The organism is Roseobacter sp. S87 (genome assembly GCF_055693285.1).
The window spans coordinates 1420691-1439746 of the sequence record NZ_JBVFTR010000004.1 but is presented as its reverse complement, the minus strand read 5'-3'; the positions used below and the strand labels follow the sequence as shown (position 1 = coordinate 1439746).

Sequence of the window (19056 nt, the reverse complement as noted above, 5' to 3'; positions counted from 1 at the left end):
TTCCCTGCGCCACTGGTTGCTGTGGCGCAATAATGTGAAAATCAGCACCTGATTTGGCTTGATTTCGGGTTATTCGACGCTGATATCGCGGATGTCCGTGCGGGCGGTGACGATCAGTTGCTGTACTTCTTCGGCCAGCGTCTTGAACTCGTGAGCGATGATGGTCAGTCCCTTTCCGGCTTCTCCTGCACGGGAGGCTTCGACGGAAGCATTGATAGACATCGACCGGACATAGCGGCCAATCCGGTCTAGGCGGTCGAGACTGGCCTCCAGATTGCGGGCAGATTCCGCGGCAGCGGCAAGATGCGCCGCCCGGCCGCTTTCTATACCTTCCCACAGGTGGGTGATGACTGCTGTGACAGCTGCAAAAACGGCCGTTTTCCCGTTCGCGACATAGCGGGCTAAATCCTCGGCGGAGATGGTCTCACCCTGTGCAAGCTGCTCCGACAGGGCCGTGGTGGATTCCGCCACGGCCATGATAACGCGCCGTTCCTGTTTCAGCGGCTCGCTTCTGGCGGCAATCCAGTGGCTAAGCGGTTCCGGCAGATCAGGGAACACATCGTCGCCGGAGACGACGGCCGCTGCCCGCCGGATTGTTTCGGCCAGACCGGCAACTTCATCCGCGAGACCGGCGTCGGATGTCTCTGAGCCGACAATCAGAGAGACGTCGAGGGCAACGCGCACCACCTGCGCACGGATCGTGGCCACACGATCGATGGCCTCCCGGTAGGGAAGCGTATCGAGCGTGGCGGCATCCGGTACACTGGTCTGGCGGAAATCTTTCATGTCCGCACTGTCAGAGTTTATCGTTAAAATCGTCTGAACCGGACCGCGCGAGCGCAAAAAAGATCAGATGCTGACACCGGTGCCTTGCAGTACACCATGCTCCAGCGCATAGCGGGTCAGACCGGCGGTGCTGGAAATACCCAGTTTGCGCTTGATGTTCTTGCGGTGCGTCTCGACCGTGCGCACCGAGATGTCGAGTGCAATGGCGACTTCTTTGTTGGACTTGCCCTGCGCGAGCTGCAGCAGAATTGTCTGTTCACGGCCTGTCAGTGCCTCACGCGCATCGCCTTCTTTGGGTTTCAGCGATCCGCTGGCGCCGGTGCACAGATACCGGCGACCGGCCATGACCTCATCGATGGCCTGTTTGATTTCGTCGGTCGGCACATCTTTGAGGATATAACCCATGGCCCCGTGGTTGAGCGCGGATGAGATATATTCCGGACTGTCATGCATCGACAAAACAAGCACGCGCGTATCCGGTCTCTGCTCAAGCAAAATCTCGGTTGCAGTCAGCCCGCCCATGTCAGGCATGTTCAGGTCCATGAGGATCACGTCCGGGTTTGTTGTCCCGACCGTATCAATCGCGGTGCGTGCGGCGTTGCAGGTGCCCACGACTTCGATATCTTCGTAACTTTCGAGAATGGACTGAATACCTTCCGCGACCATCGGGTGGTCATCGACAATGAGAACGCGGATCGGGGCAGGGGACGTCATGCAGGCACCTTCGGGGCTTTGGCAGAATCAGAGGTGGGCGACAACAGGTGGGTCAGGGGCACGCTGACTTCGATCACCGTGCCGGGGCCATTGCCGGGCGGGAAAATACGGAAGGTGCCATCGAGCTGTTCGACCCGCTCCTGCATGTTGCGCAGGCCCAGACCGCCGCTGACCGGCATGCCGCCATGTGCTGGCAGGCCCCGCCCGTTGTCTTCGATGCGCAGCGTGGCGCCGCGTTTGTGGCCGCGGATATCCACCCGGACATAGGTCGCGCTCGCGTGCCGTTCGATGTTCGTCAGAGCTTCCTGTGCGATACGGTAAAGTGCGATTTTGGCTTCCGGGTCGAGACGGTTGCGGAATACGACCGTGTCAAAGCCGGTCTCAATGCCGGTGCGTGCACTGAATTCCTCGGTCAGGGTCTTGATGGCAGGGCCGAGGCCAAGATCATCCAGCACACCTGGGCGCAGATCGCGACTGATGCGCCGCACTTCCGAGATCGCCTCGCCGAGGGTTTCGATCCCCTTGCCCAGCGGGTCTGCTGCTGTCGGATCTCCACGGTCGAGTTTGCGCCGCGCCGTATCCAGTGCATAACGCACGCCCACAAGGATCTGGCTGATCCCGTCATGCAGCTCGCGGGCCACACGACCGCGTTCCTCTTCCTGAGCATCGAGCACCCGTTGCGTCAGCTTCTTGAGCTTGGCGTCCGCCAGCCGGCGCTCCCGTATGTTCAGGACCATACCCGTCAGAAAGACCAGCAGCAGCGCGGCAAAGGCAATCGCCATGATATATATAAACGTCTGCTGCACGCGTGCTTCGACCTCGGCCCGCGCGGTCGCAACAGTGGCGAGCACATCATCAATGAAAACCCCCGTGCCCACAGCCCACCGCCAGCTGGGAAAGCTGGTGACATAAGTGATCATGCGCGCTTCCTCGCCGCTGGAGGGCTTGGGCCATAGGTGCGTCAGATATCCGTCACCCTGGCGCGCGATGTCCAGCAGGCTGGCAACAACCGGCGTTCCTTCGCTGTCAGTTTCATCCAGCCAGTTGCGGTTGATCCGTTCGGTCTGGCGCGGGCTGACGACATTATAGCCGTCGTAATCATAGACAAAAAAGAAACCCTCCTCGCCATAGATCATCGCCGAGAGGATCTGCGCGACCTGATCGCGTGCGTCCTGATCATCCGGTGCCGCATTGCCGTAGATAAAGTAGAAGCCGTTGCGCGCCTGGGTCACGTAATTGCGCAGCTCGGCCTTCTTGGCTTCGAGCAGCTGCACTTCCAGCGCTCTGATCTCGCGTTCTGCCAGGGCACGTGACTGGTGCGCCACCAGCACAGCAATCGCGGCAACAGCCGCAATAAGCGGCACCGTCGCAAGCAGCGACAGCTTTTGCCCATAGCTGGGCCGCAGAAGTTCCGTCAGACGGCGCATGCCCATTCGTTAAGGCGAATCCGGCGCGAATCAAAGGGCTGGCGTCCCGGACGGCACCGCATGTTTGCGCAAACGTTCCGGGAAGCTCTGCAAAACTGGTAAATAAATCTGTCCGGATGGCCGGAAAACCGCCCGCTCTACGCAGTAGTAGGTATTTAAATCATTAACGATCCCGGTAATGTTGCCCGCACTCACAAGACCCGGCCGCGCGGTATGCGGTGCGGGCTTCATATCTGGGAGGAGTATCTCTTATGGATCGTCGTTCATTTCTGAAGACATCTGCACTTGGCGGCACGGCCGCTGCGGCCACAACGATGGCGGCACCCGCGATTGCCCAGGGCAACCGCACACTGACAATGGTTACATCCTGGCCCCGCGGTTTCGCGGTTCTGGACGATGCGGCCACCTATTTCGAGGAAATGGTCGGCGCGATGTCCGATGGCACACTGACCATCGACAAAAAAGCACCGGGCGAGTTGGTCGGCGCGTTTGAAGTATTTGACGCTGTATCTTCCGGTCAGGCGGACCTCTATCACTCGGCTGACTACTACTTCATCGGTCAGCATCCGGGCTATGCCTACTTCACAGCTGTGCCCTTCGGCGGTACCGCGCAGGAAGTGACCAACTGGTACCACCACGGCGGCGGCCACGAGCTGCACACCGAGCTGGGCGAGATCTTCAACCTGAAGTCCTTCCTCGCAGGTAACTCCGGTTCGCAATCGGGTGGCTGGTTCCGCAAGGAAATCAACTCTGCCGAAGACTTCAACGGTCTGAAGTTCCGTATGCCGGGTCTCGGCGGCAAAGTGCTGGGCGAACTGGGTGCTTCTGTTCAGAACATCCCGGGTGGCGAACTCTACCAGGCGCTGTCCTCGGGCGCGCTCGACGGTCTGGAGTGGGTTGGCCCGTTCGCGGACGAACGCGCCGGTTTCCAGGAAGTGGCGAAAGTCTACTACACAGCTGGTTTCCACGAGCCGGGCTCCGCTCTGGCCTGCGGTGTAAACCTCGACGTCTACAATGACCTGAGCCCGTCGCATCAGGCGATCATCGCCAACGCGGCGATGGCGACAACGCACTACCAGCTGGCCGAAACTCTGGCCAACAACGGTGCGGCTCTGGCGCGTCTGCAGGCACAGGGCGTGAAAGCACTGCAGTTCCCGGATGACGTCTGGGATGCCTTCGGTGCTGCGTCCAAGAAAGTCATGGACGAGAACATGAACGACGAACTCTTTGCCAAAATCCGGACTTCCTTCGAGGAATCGCTGGCACAGAGCTCCGACTGGCTGCTGAAGTCGGACGGCTTCTACGTGGCTCAGCGGAACCGCGTTCTGGCCAACGGCTGAAACTGAACACAAAACTGCGGGGGGCTGCGATGACGCGGCCCCCCGCATCGGTCTGACGGACACAGACCTGACACTACTGGCATTCCGAACGACCGGCGCACGGTCATCCGGGAGGGGGACATATGGAAAATGAAGCAGCCGCAGGCGGCGGCCTGTTCAGCGTTATCGGTGAGTTTCTGCTCTGGGTCATCACGAACATCGGGATGGCGTTTTATAATTTCTTCTATGCCCTGTTTAATCCGTCGCTGTGGCTCGACTGGAGCGACAAGCAGGCGATCATGCGCTTTGTCTACTATGGCGGATCGGTTGAATTCTTCTTTGTGATCTTCACCACCTTCCTCGTGATGTTTGCTGTCGGTATCTGGCGCGGTTCTGTGATGTGGGACTACGTCCGGGTGCTGGAAGGCATCTCCAACACGGTCGGCCGGTTTTTTGCCTGGGCCGGGCTGCTTATGGTCCTGCAGCAGATCGTCATCGTGTTCATGCAGCGGATTTTCACGCGCCCTGACATTTCCATCGGTTTTGGCATCCCGCTGCAGTTCGACATAAGCTGGTTTGCAGAAGAGCTGAAACTCTATAACGCACTCGTGGTCTGCCTCTGCATGGCCTACACCTTCGTTCAGGGCGGCCATGTCCGCGTGGACCTTGTCTATTCCGCGGTCCGGTTCCGCACAAAGAAGGTGATCGACATGTTCGGCGCACTCTTCTTTATGATGCCGGTTGCGGTTCTGATCTGGATGTATGGCTGGTTCTTCCTGTGGCGTCACCTGATCGTGCCCAAACCATCTGCCTCTGACACGCTGGACCGCCTGATCAACAAATCCCGTGCTCTGCGCTGGAACGTCGAAACCATCGGCTTCAGCCCTAACGGCTTCAACGGCTACTTCCTGTTCAAGATCCTTCTGGTGGCGTTCACCGCAATGGTCTTCCTGCAGGCGATGGCCATGTTCTTCCGCTCGTTCCAGGAATGGCGCGAGGGCGAGGAGAGCGAGAATAAATACCTGGACCGCGACACGCTGGGCGAAGGTGAGGAAGCGTACGAAGGTACGCACTGAGGAACTGCGCGCGCATCTGCGCTGCGCTGAGAGGACGTAAGACATGTTTTTTGGTCTGGACGGGGTCGAAGTCGGCCTGATTATCGTAGCGATCTGCCTCTTTGGCGGCATTCTGTCGGGCTTTCCGGTCGCTTTCGCCATCGCCGGGGCAGGGGTCATCTCCTTCGGGATCATCGCGGCACTCGACAGTGCGGGTCTGTTGATCCACCAGGCGATTGATACCGGCAGTCAGGTTTACCGTGACCTTGTAAATTCAGGGGTCAAACCCGATACGATATCCGTTTTCCGATACCCCGACTTACCGAGGATCGAAGAACCGGTGTTCCCCAAAGGCTGGGAAGTCGCCCTCGACCGTAACGTGTCCTTTGTTGTGAACCGGATGAACGAACGGGTCCTCGCGGGCCAGTCCATCGAAACACTGCTCGCCGTTCTGATGTTCGTTCTGATGGGCATCACCCTGGAACGCTCGAAGATCGCCAACGACCTGCTGACCACCATGGCGCGCGTCTTTGGCCCGCTGCCCGGCGGTCTCGCGGTTTCCATTGTTGTGGTGGGCGCGTTCCTCGCAGCTTCCACAGGGATTGTGGGCGCTACCGTTGTGACCATGGGTCTGCTGGCACTGCCAACGATGCTCCGGAACGGCTATTCGCCGGAACTCTCAACCGGTGTCATCGCTGCGTCCGGGACGCTGGGACAGATCATCCCGCCGTCCATCGTGATCGTTCTGCTCGGCACGCTGGCGGGTGACCTTTATTCTGCTGCCCAGGAAAAACGCGCGGTGGCCCAGGGCTGTACCGACGCGCTGACCTATCTGGGCGAGCCCGCGGTTCTCTCTGTGGGAACGTTGTTTCAGGCCGCTCTGCTGCCCGGCATCATGCTGGCGCTGCTCTATGCCCTCTATGCGTTCGGCTACGCGCTGCTGAACCCTGACAAGGCCCCGGCGGTCGAGATGGGCTCCACCAATGCGGAACCGGTTACCCGTGGCGAAGCCTTCACATGGTTCCTCGGCGCACCGGTGCTGCTGGTGGTTGGTACTATCCTGCTGGGCAACCTCGGCATCGTGGGCAGCCAGTCCACCGATGTGTCCCGCTTCTCTGACATCGGCGAAGGCGCCTCGCTGCGCACGAACGTCAGCGAACAGTGTCAGGCCTCCATGATTGAACTGCACGGGCAGGAAGCCTGGGACGTTGCGGTGGCACAACAGGCGGCCATCAACGACGCGGGCGGTGTTCAGGCCTCTGAGGCCCTGACCGAGGAAGAAGTCGAAGCCGCGATTGCGGACCGTGTGGCCAACGCGGCCCCTATCGGTACGGGCGTTGCGATCATGATGATCCTCACCTCGCTGTTCCTGACGACCGCGCGTGGGGTGTCGCCTTCCAGCAATCCGCAACCGCTGATCATCGGTGGCATCGGTACGGTGTTGCTGATCCTGGTGGACATCATGTTTGTCAGCGCGAACACCTCCCCGGGTGCCATGGTCGCGATGATGCTGATCCCCTTCGCAGCAGTCATGTACGGTGTCGTGTACGCAACGAAGATCTGCGCCACCAACGAACTGATCCGTGTGGTTTTCCCGCCGCTCGTGCTGATTGTCGCGGTTCTGGGGTCTATCCTCGGGGGCATCACCAACCCGACGCCCGCGGCAGCCCTGGGTGCCGGTGGTGCGATCATGCTCGCCGCATACCGCAAACTGCGCGATCAGGACCGCACACCCAAGGTGATCATCTGGTCAACGCTGGCGATCGTCGTCTGTATCCTTGTGGGCATCAACTTTGACCTGCGGATCAACACAGACCAGGTGAGCTTTGAGAGCTGGTTCGCCTTCTTCGTCGCCTACGCTGCATATCTCTATGCGCTCTTCGGCCTGCTCTTCTCCTGCTGGATTCTCTTCACCTCCGGCGTGCTGAGCCCGGTCGTGCGCGAGACGGCCAAAGTGACCTCGATGGTCTTCACCATCCTGATCGGCAGCCAGGTGCTGAACCTGGTGGTGATCTCGTTCGGTGGCGAGCACTACATCCAGCAGTTCCTCAAGAGCTTTGACAACGAGTTCACGGTCTTCCTGATTGTGATGCTGGTGCTCTTTGTGCTGGGCTTTGTGCTCGACTTCCTCGAGATCATCTACATCGTGATCCCGATTGTCGGCCCGGTCATTTACGGCGGCAGTTTTGATCCCAAATGGGTGACCATCATGATCGCGGTGAACCTGCAGACCTCGTTCCTGACGCCACCGTTCGGCTTTGCGCTGTTCTACCTGCGTGGCGTGGCACCAAAGGAAGTCACCACAGGCCATATCTACCGTGGCATCATTCCCTTTGTGTTGATCCAGGTGGTGGGGCTCGCGGTCCTGTGGTTTGTGCCGGGCATCGTCACGATCGTACCGGACCTGATCCCGAACTGACCAGGACAACAGGACAGAAGAAACACGAGGGGGCCACATGGCCCCCTTTCTTTTTACGTTCCACGTTGCGCAGAGATGCACTCCTTGATTCGAAAAAGGTGGACCTTCTGTTCGTTGGACCCGTGGGTGGTAATACGGTCGTGGAAACAGAAGCGCGGGTTTGACATCATTGTTGCGTGAACCTTGGGGAACTAAGGCAAAACAATGTCAATACATTGATTTTAAATAGAATTGTTCCGTTTTTCCTCGACAGTAGCGGCCCCTATTGGTGATAGAACGATCAAGGTAAAAGCACGTCAAAAGGTATGTTCATGACCAATCTGTTCAAAGCCGTCTTCCTGGTGGCCGGACTGACATTCGGCACTGCGGCCCAGGCTGCAACGATTGACCCTTACGGTCCTGACCGTGGGTTTTTCTCCTGGTCCGGCGGGAACCCCGATGTACGGTTCAGGTGGACACCGACGCTTGATATCACGGTCGACGAGGCCTCTGTTTTCACCTTCACCGCGCGGGACGGTTACGTTGTCGGCGATGAATTCGACCTTATTGTCGACGGTCAGGACGTTGCCTGGGATACCACCAGCATTCTGCCCGAAGGGTATTTCTCCGCATCTGCCCGTATCGCGCTGGACCCGGGAACCACACGTCTTGATCTGCGCGTCTCAAGATTTGCGCCGGGCTTCACAGGCGGTGGTGCCTTCTGGAGTTCCAGCGCCGTCGAAGCGCTGCCGTCGCCTGTGCCGCTGCCGGCCGGCATGCCGCTGCTTATTGCCGGCGTCGGGGTATTTGGCTTTCTGCGTTACCGGCGCAGAGCCTGAGGTCTCCGGACAGCAAAAACAAAGCCCGCCTCTCCGGACGCGGGCTTTCTCTTTTCCGGGGCCCCATTGCAGGGCGTGAGAGGGTCAGCGTACCGGTCGCGTATCAGGCAGGTGGATATTTGCCACCTGTTCCGCAATCGGATCCGTCGACAGCGGATGCATATCGGCGTTGAACCGTTCCGGGTCGTCCATTTTCTGCCAGCGCCCGCCAGCGTAGACTTCCAGACCTGAAAAACGGGATTTGTAGCCCATCTTCTGGCTGCCCGGCACCCAGTACCCCAGGTAGACATAGGGCAGGTCGGCCTCGCGTGCGATTTCGATGTGATCGAGGATCATCCAGGTGCCGAGTGACCTGCGGGGCATGTCGGGGGCGTAAAACGAATACACCATGCTCAGCCCGTCAGAGAGCACGTCCGTCAGGCTCACACCGATCAGCTGTTTGTCATCCTCATTGGTGTATTCAACTACGCGGCTGCGGATCGGTGTTTCCTCGATCATGGCGGCAAATTCGAACACATCCATATCCGCCATACCGCCATCGGCATGCCGGCTGTCGAGATAGGAGCGGAAGAGTTCGTATTGTTCCTCGGACGCCCAGGGCGATGTTGCCCGCCGGGTCAGATCCTCATTGCGTGCGGCAGTACGGCGCTGACTGCGAGAGGGGGCGAAATCCGCGACACTGATCCGCGCCGACAGGCATGCCGAGCATTCCGCGCATGAGGGGCGGTACAGCACATTCTGTGAACGGCGAAATCCCTGCTGTGACAGGCTGTCGTTCAGCTTGTCGGCGTTCTCGCCCTGCAGGGCCGTAAACAGCTTCCGCTCCATGCGCCCTTCGAGATAGGGGCACGGTTGAGGAGCCGTCACGTAGAACTGGGGCGCGATGGGCAGCGTGTGTCGCATGGAATTCCGGATGTGGTACCACCGTCACGATACCAAGACCGGCGGCCATCGCCAAGCGCAACTTTCAGGTGTCAGGCACGCAGGGCCCGACGGTTCAGCATGACCGTGCCCAGCACGTGATCGCTCAGGCCCTGACCGCGCCAGGTGCTGGCCATCATGATCACCGAAATGAGCTGAAAAACCGGCACAAACCAGCTGAGCGTATAGCCCAGGGTATGTGCAAAAGCACCGCCTGCATCAAGCTTTGTGCCATCCGCGCGGCGCAGCTCAATCGAAAAGAGACGCATACCCCAGGTTGCAGACCCGTTTGCGATGGTGATGGTCCGGTAGGCAAAGCCAACGAACAGAAAGAGCAGAGGAAAGAAAAAGATCCCCGTGAACGCCGTGAAAGGCAGTATCACGACACATCCCAGCAGCGTCACAAGCGCGTCGACCACCCAGGCCATCAGGCGCTTGAGTGCTACATCGCGGTAGAATTCCGGTTGCATGTCAGGGTCGGGCAGGGCGTTCATTACGGGGTCTTTCCTGTGCAAAGTGGCGCCCCCTGTCAGGGGCGCCGGGAGGGATCAGGCGTCGGCGGTTTTGTCACCGGCCGGTTCAGCCCGGTCGTTCATGAACTGGTCAAATTCAGCTTTGTCTTTTGCATCGCGCAGACGCTCAAGGAAAGCCTCGAACTTTTCCTGTTCTTCCTCAAGGCGGCGCAGTGTGTCTGCCTTGTAGGCGTCAAAGGCCGAGTTGCCGGTCGGGCGCATGGCCTTCATCGAATGGGACATATGACGGGCGGACCGGCGGCAGGAAGTGGCGAACATACGTTTGCTCCAGATCATGTAAAACAGAAGGGCGAGACCGATGGGCCAGAACAGAATGAAACTGAGGACCATGGCGGCGATCCAGGCGCCCTTGCCGCGGTCATCCAGCCAGTTTTCGGCACGGGTGAACCAGCCGGGCTGGTGTGAAACGGTTCGGGAGTCAGTGATCGTCGTCATTTTATCGCCTTTCGGTGCGGGTTGATGTGCCCCGGCAGTACGGGGATGTGAATGCCTTTCACATTGCTAAGATTGGGGTTTGCACGTTAGGTTGCAAGAGGAAATGTGAATGTTTTTTACATTAAGTTACTTTATGTATTTAAAACAACAATTTGTGCGCTGATATGACCGCGAAGAATCTTTCCTGCTTGTCCGGTACGAGCATAACCATTGACGTTTCTGCTGGGCCGGGCGACATCTGAGGCATGAAACTGAGCGCTTCTCTGACGCGGGTGCCGCGCCCTTTCGATGCCGATCGCGGACGCGAAGCGCTGGAGCGTTTTACGCCTCAGGATGTGCAGATATCGGAGCTTGTGCGCGGAACTGCTGGATGCAGCCCGTATCTGGCCGGGTTGATCGGACGCGAGGCGGCATGGCTGGCTGAGGCGGTTGAGGACCCCGATGAAGCCGTGGCGCGGGTCATACGGGGCATCAGTGCTCTGGAAGGGCCGGAACCCGGCCCGCAGCTGCGCGAGGCAAAACGTCGAGATCGCCCTTCTGACCGGGCTGGCTGATCTGGGCGGTGCCTGGCCGCTTGAGAAAGTCACGGAAACGCTGACCGGATTCGCATCAGCGGCCTGTCAGACCGCATTGCGTGCTGCAATTGCCGTTCAGATCCGGCGCGGAAAACTGCCGGGCATGACCGCAGATGATGTGGCAGATGCCGCGGGTATGTGTGTCCTTGCGATGGGCAAAATGGGCGCGGGTGAGCTCAATTATTCCTCCGACATTGATCTGATCTGCCTCTTTGACGAGACGCGCTTTGCGCCTGAGGATTTCCACGACGCCCGCTCTGCCTTTGTGCGCGCGACGCGGGCGATGTGCGCAACGCTGAGCGAAATCACCGCAGAAGGCTATGTTTTCCGCACGGACCTGCGGTTGCGCCCTGATCCCGCGGTGACGCCGGTCTGCATGTCTATGGAAGCAGCGGAACGGTATTATGAAAGTCTGGGCCGCACCTGGGAGCGTGCTGCCTATATCAAAGCAGCGGTGATTGCGGGCGACATTGACGCAGGTAACCGGTTTCTGAAGACGCTTACGCCGTTTGTCTGGCGGCGGCACCTTGATTTTGCGGCCATTCAGGATGCCCATGACATGCGTCTGGCGATACGTGAACACAAAGGCCTGGGCGGTCCGATTACGTTACCGGGTCACAATATGAAGCTGGGACGGGGCGGGATCAGGGAGATTGAATTCTTCACCCAGACCCGCCAGCTGATCGCAGGGGGACGCGATCCGGAACTGCGGGGCCGGGGCACGCGGCAGGCGCTTGCAGTGCTCGCTGAGAAGGGGTGGGTGCCCGATGACACTGCATGGGTACTTTCCGATCACTACGTCGCGCACCGGGCGGTCGAGCACCGTCTGCAGATGATCAACGACGCGCAGACGCATACGCTGCCCACATCTGACGAGGGCTTCGCGCGCCTTGCTGCGATGATGGACATGCGCGTGGATGACCTGCAGGCAGATCTGCTGGCCCGGCTGGCAGCCGTGCATGAAATGACCGAAGGGTTTTTTGCACCGGCCCGCAATGGTGATGCAGAGCAGACACCTGATCTGATTGACGCCGGTACCGTTACGCGCTGGCTCAGCTACCCGGCTCTGCGCAGTGAACGCAGCCGGGAGATCTTCAACCGCCTGCGGCCTGATCTCCTGGCGCGGCTGTCGCGGACCGCCCGGCCGGAGGACGCGCTCAGAGCATTTGACGGATTTCTTGCCGGGCTGCCTGCTGGCGTGCAGCTCTTTTCTTTGCTGGAGGCAAATCCTCAACTGCTGGAACTGCTGATCGACATCACCGGCACATCACCGGCGCTGGCACAGTATCTGTCGCGCAATGCGGGCGTTTTCGATGCTGTGATCGGTGGCGATTTCTTTGCGGACTGGCCGGGCACAGACGCATTGTGCGCCTCGCTCAGAGAAGCACTGGGGCGTGAGCCTGATTACGAAACCGCTCTTGATGGTGCCCGCCGCTGGGCACGGGAATGGCATTTCCGGATCGGTGTGCATCTGCTGAGGGGGCTGACGACAGCGCCTGAAGCCGGTGAGCAATACGCCGATCTGGCGCGTGCCGTGCTGCGCGTTGTCTGGCCGCTGGTAACAACGCAGTTCGCGCGCCGTCACGGGCCGCCACCCGGTCGCGGGGCCGTGGTGCTGGGCATGGGGTCGCTGGGCGCGGGCCGCCTGAACGCATCGTCTGACCTCGATCTGATCCTGATCTATGACCCGGCAGGCGCTGAGAGTTCCGAAGGCCCGAAACCGCTTGCCACACGACCCTATTACGCGCGGCTGACCCAGGCGCTGATCACGGCACTGTCCGCGCCGATGTCCCAGGGTCGACTTTATGAGGTTGATATGCGGCTGCGGCCGTCGGGTAATCAGGGCCCCGTGGCGACCAGCTGGCAGTCCTTCCGGAGCTACCAGCAGGAAGAAGCCTGGGTCTGGGAGCATCTTGCGCTGACGCGTGCGGCGGTCATTGCCGGGCCTGATGAACTGGCAGCAGATGTCGACGCTTTCCGGTGTGAGCTTCTCGGGCGTGGCCGACCACATTCGGAGGTCGCACGGGAAGTGGCAGTCATGCGGGACCGTATCCGCGCGGCAAAGGCACCGTCTTCGGTCTGGGACGTCAAAACAGGTCCGGGGCGGCTGCAGGAAATCGAATTGCTGGCGCAGGCCGGTGCACTCATCACCGGTGCCACAGACAGCAGTGACGGATTGCAGCGGGCCGTCAAAGCCGGGCTGGTTGATGACAGCGGGAGCCGCATTCTGCAGGATGCAACTGACCTTTACGGCACGCTGAACCTCGCGATGCGGCTTTTGTCGGAAACGGACACCGATCCGGCGGAACTGGGGCCGTCCGCACAGGATTTTCTGCTCAGAACGACGGGAGCGGATACGCTGGATGCGTTACTGGCAGAGCTGACGCGAACAGCGTCGGCCGGCAGGCAGGTGATTGACACTGCGCTGGATCCCTGGCGCACGGAGGGCGAGGCATGATCAAGGGCGACGCAGATGATCCCAAGGGTCTGATATTTGAGGCCTACCGTATTGACGGCATCACCAAACCGGAGTGCCGGTCGATATTTCTCGACTGGGCGCTGAGCCTGCCGATGGAACAGGACACAGTCCAGACGCTGCGGCTGTTGATTGACCGCTACCGCGCGGATCACCCTGAGCATCCGATGACTGAGGTGATGACAGAGGGTCTGGCCGGTATGGCGGCCCCACGGCGGCGCGGCGGCTGGCGGTCGCGTTCGCGCAACTGAACTGCACAAGCGGGACGTGCAGGGCCGCAAGGGTGGGTGCGGGGTCAGTAATTCAGCGCTGCTCTGGCGCCACCGGTCAGATGCGCACTCAATGCTTTTCACCAAAGCCGGATAGGAGTAGAGCAGCGCTATGACAACGCCCCATTCAGATGAACAATCCGCCCCTCCGGGCATGCCAGTCGTGCGCCTGCGCCCCAAAGCCAATGCGCGCGCGATCCGGCATGGGTTCCCATGGGTTTATACCAACGAACTGGTGACCGACCGCCGCACGAAAAAGCTCCAACCGGGAACGGTTGCGCTGCTGGAGGATGACGCCCGCCGCCCGATGGGCATTGTGGCCGTGAACCCTTTGTCGCGGATCATCTGCCGGATGCTCGACCGGGCATCCGATGCCATCATTGACGAGACCTGGTTTGCCCGGCGCCTTGAAAAGGCCCAGGCGCTGAGGGCCAGAATGTTTGACGCGCCGTTCTACAGACTGGTACATGCGGAGGCGGACGGGCTGCCGGGCGTGATCATTGACCGCTTCGGCGATACCTGCGTGCTGCAGCCGAATGCGGCCTGGGCGGAGACCCTGCTGGAGCCTCTGGTTGCGGCGCTGATGAGCGTTACGGGCTGCACCTGCGTGATCAAAAATGCGGCCGGGCGTACGCGCAGCCTTGAAGGGCTCGATGATCAGTCAGACCTTCTTGCTGGCACGGCACCGGAAACTGCCGTGAACGTGCGCATGAACGGTGCCATTTACCTGGCCGATCTGACCGGTGGGCAGAAGACCGGTCTTTTCTATGACCAAAGGCCAAACCAAGCTTTTGCGGCCGGGTTGTCATCCGGCGCGCGGGTCCTTGATGTGTTCAGCCACGTGGGAGGCTTTTCGCTGGCCGCCCTGGCCGGTGGTGCGCAGTCTGCGCTGGCCGTTGATGCCTCAGCTGCGGCTCTGGCGCTCGCCACCGAAGGTGCGGATCGCATGGGGGCCTCGGATCGGTTTACCACGCGACAGGGTGATGCTTTTGAAATGCTGTCAGCCCTGGCCGAAGAGGGCGCTCAGTTTGATGTCGTGATCTGCGATCCGCCTGCTTTTGCACCATCCAAACCCGCGCTGGATGCGGGCCTGCGCGCCTATGAGCGTATCGCGCGCCTCGCGGCACCTCTGGTCGCTGAAAACGGCATTCTGGGTCTGTGTTCCTGTTCGCACGCTGCGGATCTGGCAGCATTCCGTGCCGCCAGTGTGCGCGGGATGGGCCGGGCAGGGCGTGCGCCGCGTCTGATCCACACCGGGTTTGCGGGACCGGATCATCCGCAGCTGCCACAACTGGCGGAAAGCGGTTACCTGAAGTCTTTGTTTTTCGCGCTCTGAGCCGTGAAAGTTCTGATCGACACCTGTGTGCTCTATCCGACCGTGATGCGGGAGATCGTGCTTGGGGTTGCGAAAACAGGGGCCTTCGCGCCGTTCTGGGCGCCGCGCATTCTGGAGGAATGGGCACGGGCGGCGGTCAAACTGGGGCCAGAGGGCGAGGCGCAGGCGCGTGCGGAGATCGCGCTGCTGCGTGCTGCATGGCCGGAGCAGGAAGTCACGCCGCCGGAGGCGCTGACCGCACGGCTGTGGCTGCCGGATGAGAACGATATTCACGTGTTGGCAGCAGCTGTATCTGCATCAACTGACGCGATTATGACGCTGAATGCAAAGGACTTTCCTCGCAACATTCTGGCGGAGGAAGGGCTGGAGCGGGTTGATCCTGACAGTTTCCTGATGAGGCTCTGGCAGGACAATCCTGACGCCGTTGAGCGTGTGGCACAGGACGTTCTGAAAACCGCCATACGTCTGTCCGGAAAACCCTGGGACATGCGCGCACTGTTGAAAAAGGCGCGTCTGCCGCGTCTGGCCAAAGCGCTCGGCTGAGCGCGTCAGGTCAGAGTCGCATCCGCCCATTTTGCTTCCAGCGCCTCCAGGGCCGCGATGCGCTCCGACGTTTTCGGGTGGCTCATCATCCATGCTGGCACAGCACCACCGCGCTGGCGGGTGAGATCTTCGAGTTTGCGGAAAAGGGATTTCTGCGGTTCCACCCCGATACCGGCCTTGGTCAGCAGGGCTGCGGCATAGGCATCGGCCTCATATTCATCACTGCGGGACAAACGCGCTGCCAGCAGCGATGTGAGCGCGCCGGCGATCATCACCCCGATGCCGGGCAAAAACCGGCTCAGCACCATGGCAAGCGCTGTTCGCAGGGCGTTCTGTCCTGAAAAGTCTATCATTCTGCGTCTTGAATGCCCAAGGGCCACATGCCCCAGTTCATGGGCGATCACGCTGGCCATCTCGTCGGCGGAAACCTCACCCTGCCGGAATTTGTTGTAAAACCCGCGGGTTATGAAAATTCGACCATCCGGGGCCGCCAGACCATTCACCGGATCAATTTCGTAGATATGAACCCGGATACGGTCGATCTCCAGAGCCGCGGCCATGCGGTCCGTCAGGGTGCGCAGCATGGGATCAGCCAGCTCGGTCGACCGCGCGTCCAGTTCTCTCGCCGTGCGCCAGGCGGAAAAGCGGTACATTGCGAGCCCGTAAAGGATCGCCAGCAGGATCGGCGTGAACTTCAGCATTGTGTGAATATGGGGTCCGGACCGCATTGCGGCAAGAGCTGCTGTGGCGCTTCAGCGGGTCAGCTCTTTCATGCCGCGCGAGAGTCCCTCAAGGGTCATGGGCACCATGCAGTCAGGGCCCATAACTTCCTGGATCATCGCTATAGACTGTGTGTAAGACCAGTATTTCTCCGGCACCGGGTTGATCCACAGAACGGATGGCCACTGTGTTCTGGCGCGGGCCAGCCAGGTGGCGCCGCTTTCCTCGTTCCAGTGCTCGGACGCGCCGCCCGGATAGGCCACTTCATAGGGCGACATCGACGCATCGCCAACAAAAATACATTTGTATTCAGGGCCATAGGTCCGCAGTACTTCGTGTGTGGGGATCTGCGCGTTCCAGCGCCGCCGGTTGTCGCGCCAGACGCCTTCATAGAGGCAGTTGTGGAAATAAAAGTATTCCATGTGTTTGAATTCTGCCCGGGCCGCGGAGAACAATTCCTCAACCACACGTACATGCGGGTCCATAGAGCCGCCCACGTCCAGAAACAGCAGAACCCGGACGGCATTGCGGCGCTCGGGGCGCGTTTTGACATCGAGATAGCCGTGCTCTGCGGTTGCGCGGATTGTCCCGTTCAGGTCCAGCTCTTCGTTGGCGCCGTCGCGCGCCCAGCGGCGCAGACGTTTCAGGGCAACCTTGATGTTGCGTGTGCCCAGCTCCACCGTGTCGTCGAGGTTGCGGAATTCGCGCTTGTCCCAGACCTTGACCGCGCGCTGATGGCGCGACCTGTCCTGTCCGATGCGTACGCCTTCCGGATTGTACCCGTAAGCGCCAAAGGGAGAGGTGCCGGCGGTGCCCACCCATTTATTGCCGCCCTGATGGCGGCCCTTTTGTTCCTCAAGGCGCTTTTTGAGCGTTTCCATGAGCTTATCAAAACCACCTGCTGCCTCGATCTCGGCTTTTTCCGCGTCGGAAAGGTGTTTCTCCGCCATCTTTTCGAGCCATTCGCGGGGAATATCCACGGCTTCGAGAACGGCGTCGGTGCTGATCTCTTCTAGGCCTGAGAACGCAGCCGCAAACGCCCGGTCAAACCGGTCTATGTTGCGTTCGTCCTTGACCAGGATCGTGCGGGCCAGAAAATAAAAGCCCTCAACATCATAAGTGATCAGATCCGCCTTCATCGCTTCAAGGAACGCAAGAAACTCCCGCAGGGACACGGGCACGTTATGCGTACGCAGGGCCTCGAAGAAGGGCAGGAACATAGACGGTCCTCAGAACAGGAACCGGTCGAGCATAACGGTGATGAACATGGACACAATGGCAAAGATCAGCGCGTAAACAGCGCCATACTGCGCCATGTCCTTGCGGTTCCCGCCACGTTTGGACGCGGTTCTGGCACCGATAAGCGCGCCCAGGAGGGCTCCGACAATAACAATCATATTCTGCCTCCGGCAATTCCGTCCTGTCGGCACCCGCGCTTCTGTGTCAGGAGGCCGGTCCGTCTTCGCGTGTCAGGGATGCGATTTCACGCAGTTTTGCGCGTACAACCCAGTCAGCGCCGAAGCCGTATCGCGCCCAACCAAGACTGTCCAGTCTGACCTCGCGCGCCTCTTCGACGCGGCCCTCCTGCAGCAGCGCTTCGGCACGCAGCAGTTCCAGAGTGGCCAGCAGGGACGCGTTCTGCGAAGTACGGGCGGCATTCAGGTGCGGTGCCACGAGCGCTTTTGCTTTCGCCGGATCACGTTCGGCCAGCGCATAGGCCGCGAGCTGCGTGGCCACATAGGCGCGGTGCAGCTGCGTGCGCGAAGACCGGGCATAGAACCGGTCGGCTTGCGCATATTGCCGGAGAGCTTCGCGCCCGTCTGTGGCCTGCAGCAAGCGCGCGCGCGCATAGTGCGAGAAGGCGCGCCTGTTATCTGTCCAGCCCTCACGCAAGGCAATGCGCAGTGCCTGATCAGCGGCTCCCTGACGCGCCCGTAACCCGGCGCCAGGGCCCAGGGCCGTTTGGATCGCATTGCGCCATTCCTGTGGTGTCTGGCTGATCCGGCCTGTGCCTGCGCGGTCACCTCGCGGATTGATGCGGCGGAAAATCCCGGGCAGCCGGTCCGCGACTTCGCGCTGGGACATGCCGGAGCGCAGTTCGGGGGCGTATGTCGCACGCAGCATCAGCATGTCAAAACCGGTCAGCACCGTATGGACATTGTCATCATTGAAGACTGAGTCCGGCAGGCGGTATAGGTCATTCAGCGGCCCCAGCGCCTGTGCCAGCTCCTCGTGCAGACAATCCCGCACTTCCTGCGGACTTGAATCATTGGGGATGAAAATCGCCAGTTTTTCGCGGGTCTTCAGCAGTGCCCAGTTGGTCCGGTCGGACCGGCGTGCCGAGCGGTACTCCCGCAGCGACGAAACATTCGGGGCCACAAAACAGGCCGCTTGTGGCAGAACGCTCCGGATTGCGCGGCGCGAGACAGACTGCACCGTTATGCTGGCATCTTCGTCTGTTGTCAGCCGGATCGGGATGTCGGCCTCGTTCTGCAGTCGGGTGATCAACAGGCGCAGATCGGGGATCAGAGAAGGGGGCGGCGTACCGGTGACCCGCACGGTGACCGGACCTTCAAACCGGGTGAACGTCTCAAGTATTCGGCCGCTTTCCATCTGAAAGGAGAGCTGCACGAAGTCGAGGATCAGATCAGGGTTGGCTTTGGTCGTGCGCGCAACAGTTATAGGTGCCGCGAAGGTTTTCATCGGTGGC

Annotated in this window: 17 protein-coding genes and 1 pseudogene; 8 read left to right on the top strand and 10 right to left on the bottom strand. The window is 60.4% G+C overall.

Annotation, left to right across the window (positions count from 1 at the left end; translation table 11 throughout):
- Nucleotides 1-69: 69 nt before the first annotated feature.
- From ACZ1HA_RS07990 to ACZ1HA_RS07980, 3 genes are all read right to left on the bottom strand, one after another.
- A complete protein-coding gene (locus ACZ1HA_RS07990) occupies nucleotides 70-786 on the bottom strand; it encodes a methyl-accepting chemotaxis protein (RefSeq protein WP_472713509.1) in 717 nt (238 codons plus the stop codon).
- 63 nt (nucleotides 787-849) lie between these two features.
- Complete coding sequence (locus ACZ1HA_RS07985) at nucleotides 850-1500, bottom strand: response regulator transcription factor (protein WP_472713508.1); 651 nt, start codon at nucleotides 1498-1500, stop codon at nucleotides 850-852.
- Complete coding sequence (locus ACZ1HA_RS07980) at nucleotides 1497-2927, bottom strand: cache domain-containing protein (RefSeq protein ID WP_472713507.1); 1431 nt, start codon at nucleotides 2925-2927, stop codon at nucleotides 1497-1499. Before ACZ1HA_RS07980 ends, ACZ1HA_RS07985 begins: the two co-directional genes overlap by 4 nt.
- Nucleotides 2928-3178: 251 nt before the next feature.
- Between ACZ1HA_RS07980 and ACZ1HA_RS07975 the strand changes: the two genes are divergently transcribed.
- The 4 genes from ACZ1HA_RS07975 (at nucleotide 3179) to ACZ1HA_RS07960 (ending at nucleotide 8538) form a co-directional block, all read left to right on the top strand.
- The gene (locus tag ACZ1HA_RS07975) at nucleotides 3179-4267 is read left to right on the top strand and encodes a TRAP transporter substrate-binding protein (RefSeq protein WP_472713506.1); all 1089 of its coding nucleotides are present in this window, start codon (nucleotides 3179-3181) and stop codon (nucleotides 4265-4267) included.
- Nucleotides 4268-4389: 122 nt separating this feature from the next.
- Nucleotides 4390-5322, top strand: a complete 933-nt coding sequence (locus tag ACZ1HA_RS07970) for a TRAP transporter small permease subunit (protein WP_375227576.1) — start codon at nucleotides 4390-4392, stop codon at nucleotides 5320-5322.
- 43 nt (nucleotides 5323-5365) lie between these two features.
- Nucleotides 5366-7720 (top strand): TRAP transporter large permease, encoded by a 2355-nt coding sequence (locus ACZ1HA_RS07965; protein WP_472713505.1) that lies wholly within the window; start codon nucleotides 5366-5368, stop codon nucleotides 7718-7720.
- Nucleotides 7721-8031: 311 nt separating this feature from the next.
- Nucleotides 8032-8538 (top strand): VPLPA-CTERM sorting domain-containing protein, encoded by a 507-nt coding sequence (locus ACZ1HA_RS07960; protein ID WP_472713504.1) that lies wholly within the window; start codon nucleotides 8032-8034, stop codon nucleotides 8536-8538.
- An 84-nt stretch (nucleotides 8539-8622) separates the two neighbouring features.
- Here the strand turns inward: ACZ1HA_RS07960 and ACZ1HA_RS07955 are convergent, their stop codons facing one another.
- From ACZ1HA_RS07955 to ACZ1HA_RS07945, 3 genes are all read right to left on the bottom strand, one after another.
- Complete coding sequence (locus ACZ1HA_RS07955; RefSeq protein ID WP_472713503.1) at nucleotides 8623-9441, bottom strand: arginyltransferase; 819 nt, start codon at nucleotides 9439-9441, stop codon at nucleotides 8623-8625.
- A gap of 71 nt (nucleotides 9442-9512) precedes the next feature.
- Entirely contained in the window at nucleotides 9513-9953 is a 441-nt protein-coding gene (locus ACZ1HA_RS07950; RefSeq protein ID WP_472713502.1) for an RDD family protein, read from the bottom strand.
- 54 nt (nucleotides 9954-10007) lie between these two features.
- Nucleotides 10008-10427 carry a DUF2852 domain-containing protein gene (locus ACZ1HA_RS07945; protein WP_375227581.1) on the bottom strand — a complete coding sequence of 140 codons (420 nt, stop codon included), beginning with the start codon at nucleotides 10425-10427 and terminating at the stop codon, nucleotides 10008-10010.
- Between the two features lie 245 nt (nucleotides 10428-10672).
- Here ACZ1HA_RS07945 and ACZ1HA_RS07940 point away from each other — a divergent pair.
- From ACZ1HA_RS07940 to ACZ1HA_RS07925, 4 genes and pseudogenes are all read left to right on the top strand, one after another.
- Nucleotides 10673-13460: pseudogene (locus ACZ1HA_RS07940) on the top strand ([protein-PII] uridylyltransferase family protein).
- On the top strand, nucleotides 13457-13729 hold the full coding sequence (locus ACZ1HA_RS07935) for a hypothetical protein (protein ID WP_472713501.1): 273 nt from the start codon (nucleotides 13457-13459) through the stop codon (nucleotides 13727-13729). The pseudogene ACZ1HA_RS07940 and the gene ACZ1HA_RS07935 overlap by 4 nt, the downstream one beginning before the upstream one ends.
- A gap of 130 nt (nucleotides 13730-13859) precedes the next feature.
- Nucleotides 13860-15083 (top strand): RSP_2647 family RNA methyltransferase, encoded by a 1224-nt coding sequence (locus tag ACZ1HA_RS07930; RefSeq protein ID WP_472713500.1) that lies wholly within the window; start codon nucleotides 13860-13862, stop codon nucleotides 15081-15083.
- Nucleotides 15084-15086: 3 nt separating this feature from the next.
- Nucleotides 15087-15626: an RSP_2648 family PIN domain-containing protein gene (locus ACZ1HA_RS07925; protein WP_472713499.1), complete on the top strand. Its 540-nt coding sequence runs from the start codon at nucleotides 15087-15089 to the stop codon at nucleotides 15624-15626.
- Between the two features lie 5 nt (nucleotides 15627-15631).
- Here the strand turns inward: ACZ1HA_RS07925 and ACZ1HA_RS07920 are convergent, their stop codons facing one another.
- The 4 genes from ACZ1HA_RS07920 to ACZ1HA_RS07905 are packed head-to-tail and all read right to left on the bottom strand — an operon-like array spanning nucleotide 15632 to nucleotide 19049.
- Nucleotides 15632-16327: a M48 family metalloprotease gene (locus tag ACZ1HA_RS07920; RefSeq protein ID WP_472713498.1), complete on the bottom strand. Its 696-nt coding sequence runs from the start codon at nucleotides 16325-16327 to the stop codon at nucleotides 15632-15634.
- Between the two features lie 51 nt (nucleotides 16328-16378).
- Nucleotides 16379-17566, bottom strand: a complete 1188-nt coding sequence (locus ACZ1HA_RS07915) for a vWA domain-containing protein (protein WP_472713497.1) — start codon at nucleotides 17564-17566, stop codon at nucleotides 16379-16381.
- Between the two features lie 9 nt (nucleotides 17567-17575).
- Complete coding sequence (locus tag ACZ1HA_RS07910; RefSeq protein ID WP_375227587.1) at nucleotides 17576-17743, bottom strand: hypothetical protein; 168 nt, start codon at nucleotides 17741-17743, stop codon at nucleotides 17576-17578.
- Between the two features lie 46 nt (nucleotides 17744-17789).
- A complete protein-coding gene (locus ACZ1HA_RS07905; RefSeq protein ID WP_472713496.1) occupies nucleotides 17790-19049 on the bottom strand; it encodes a DUF2927 domain-containing protein in 1260 nt (419 codons plus the stop codon).
- Nucleotides 19050-19056: the final 7 nt, after the last annotated feature.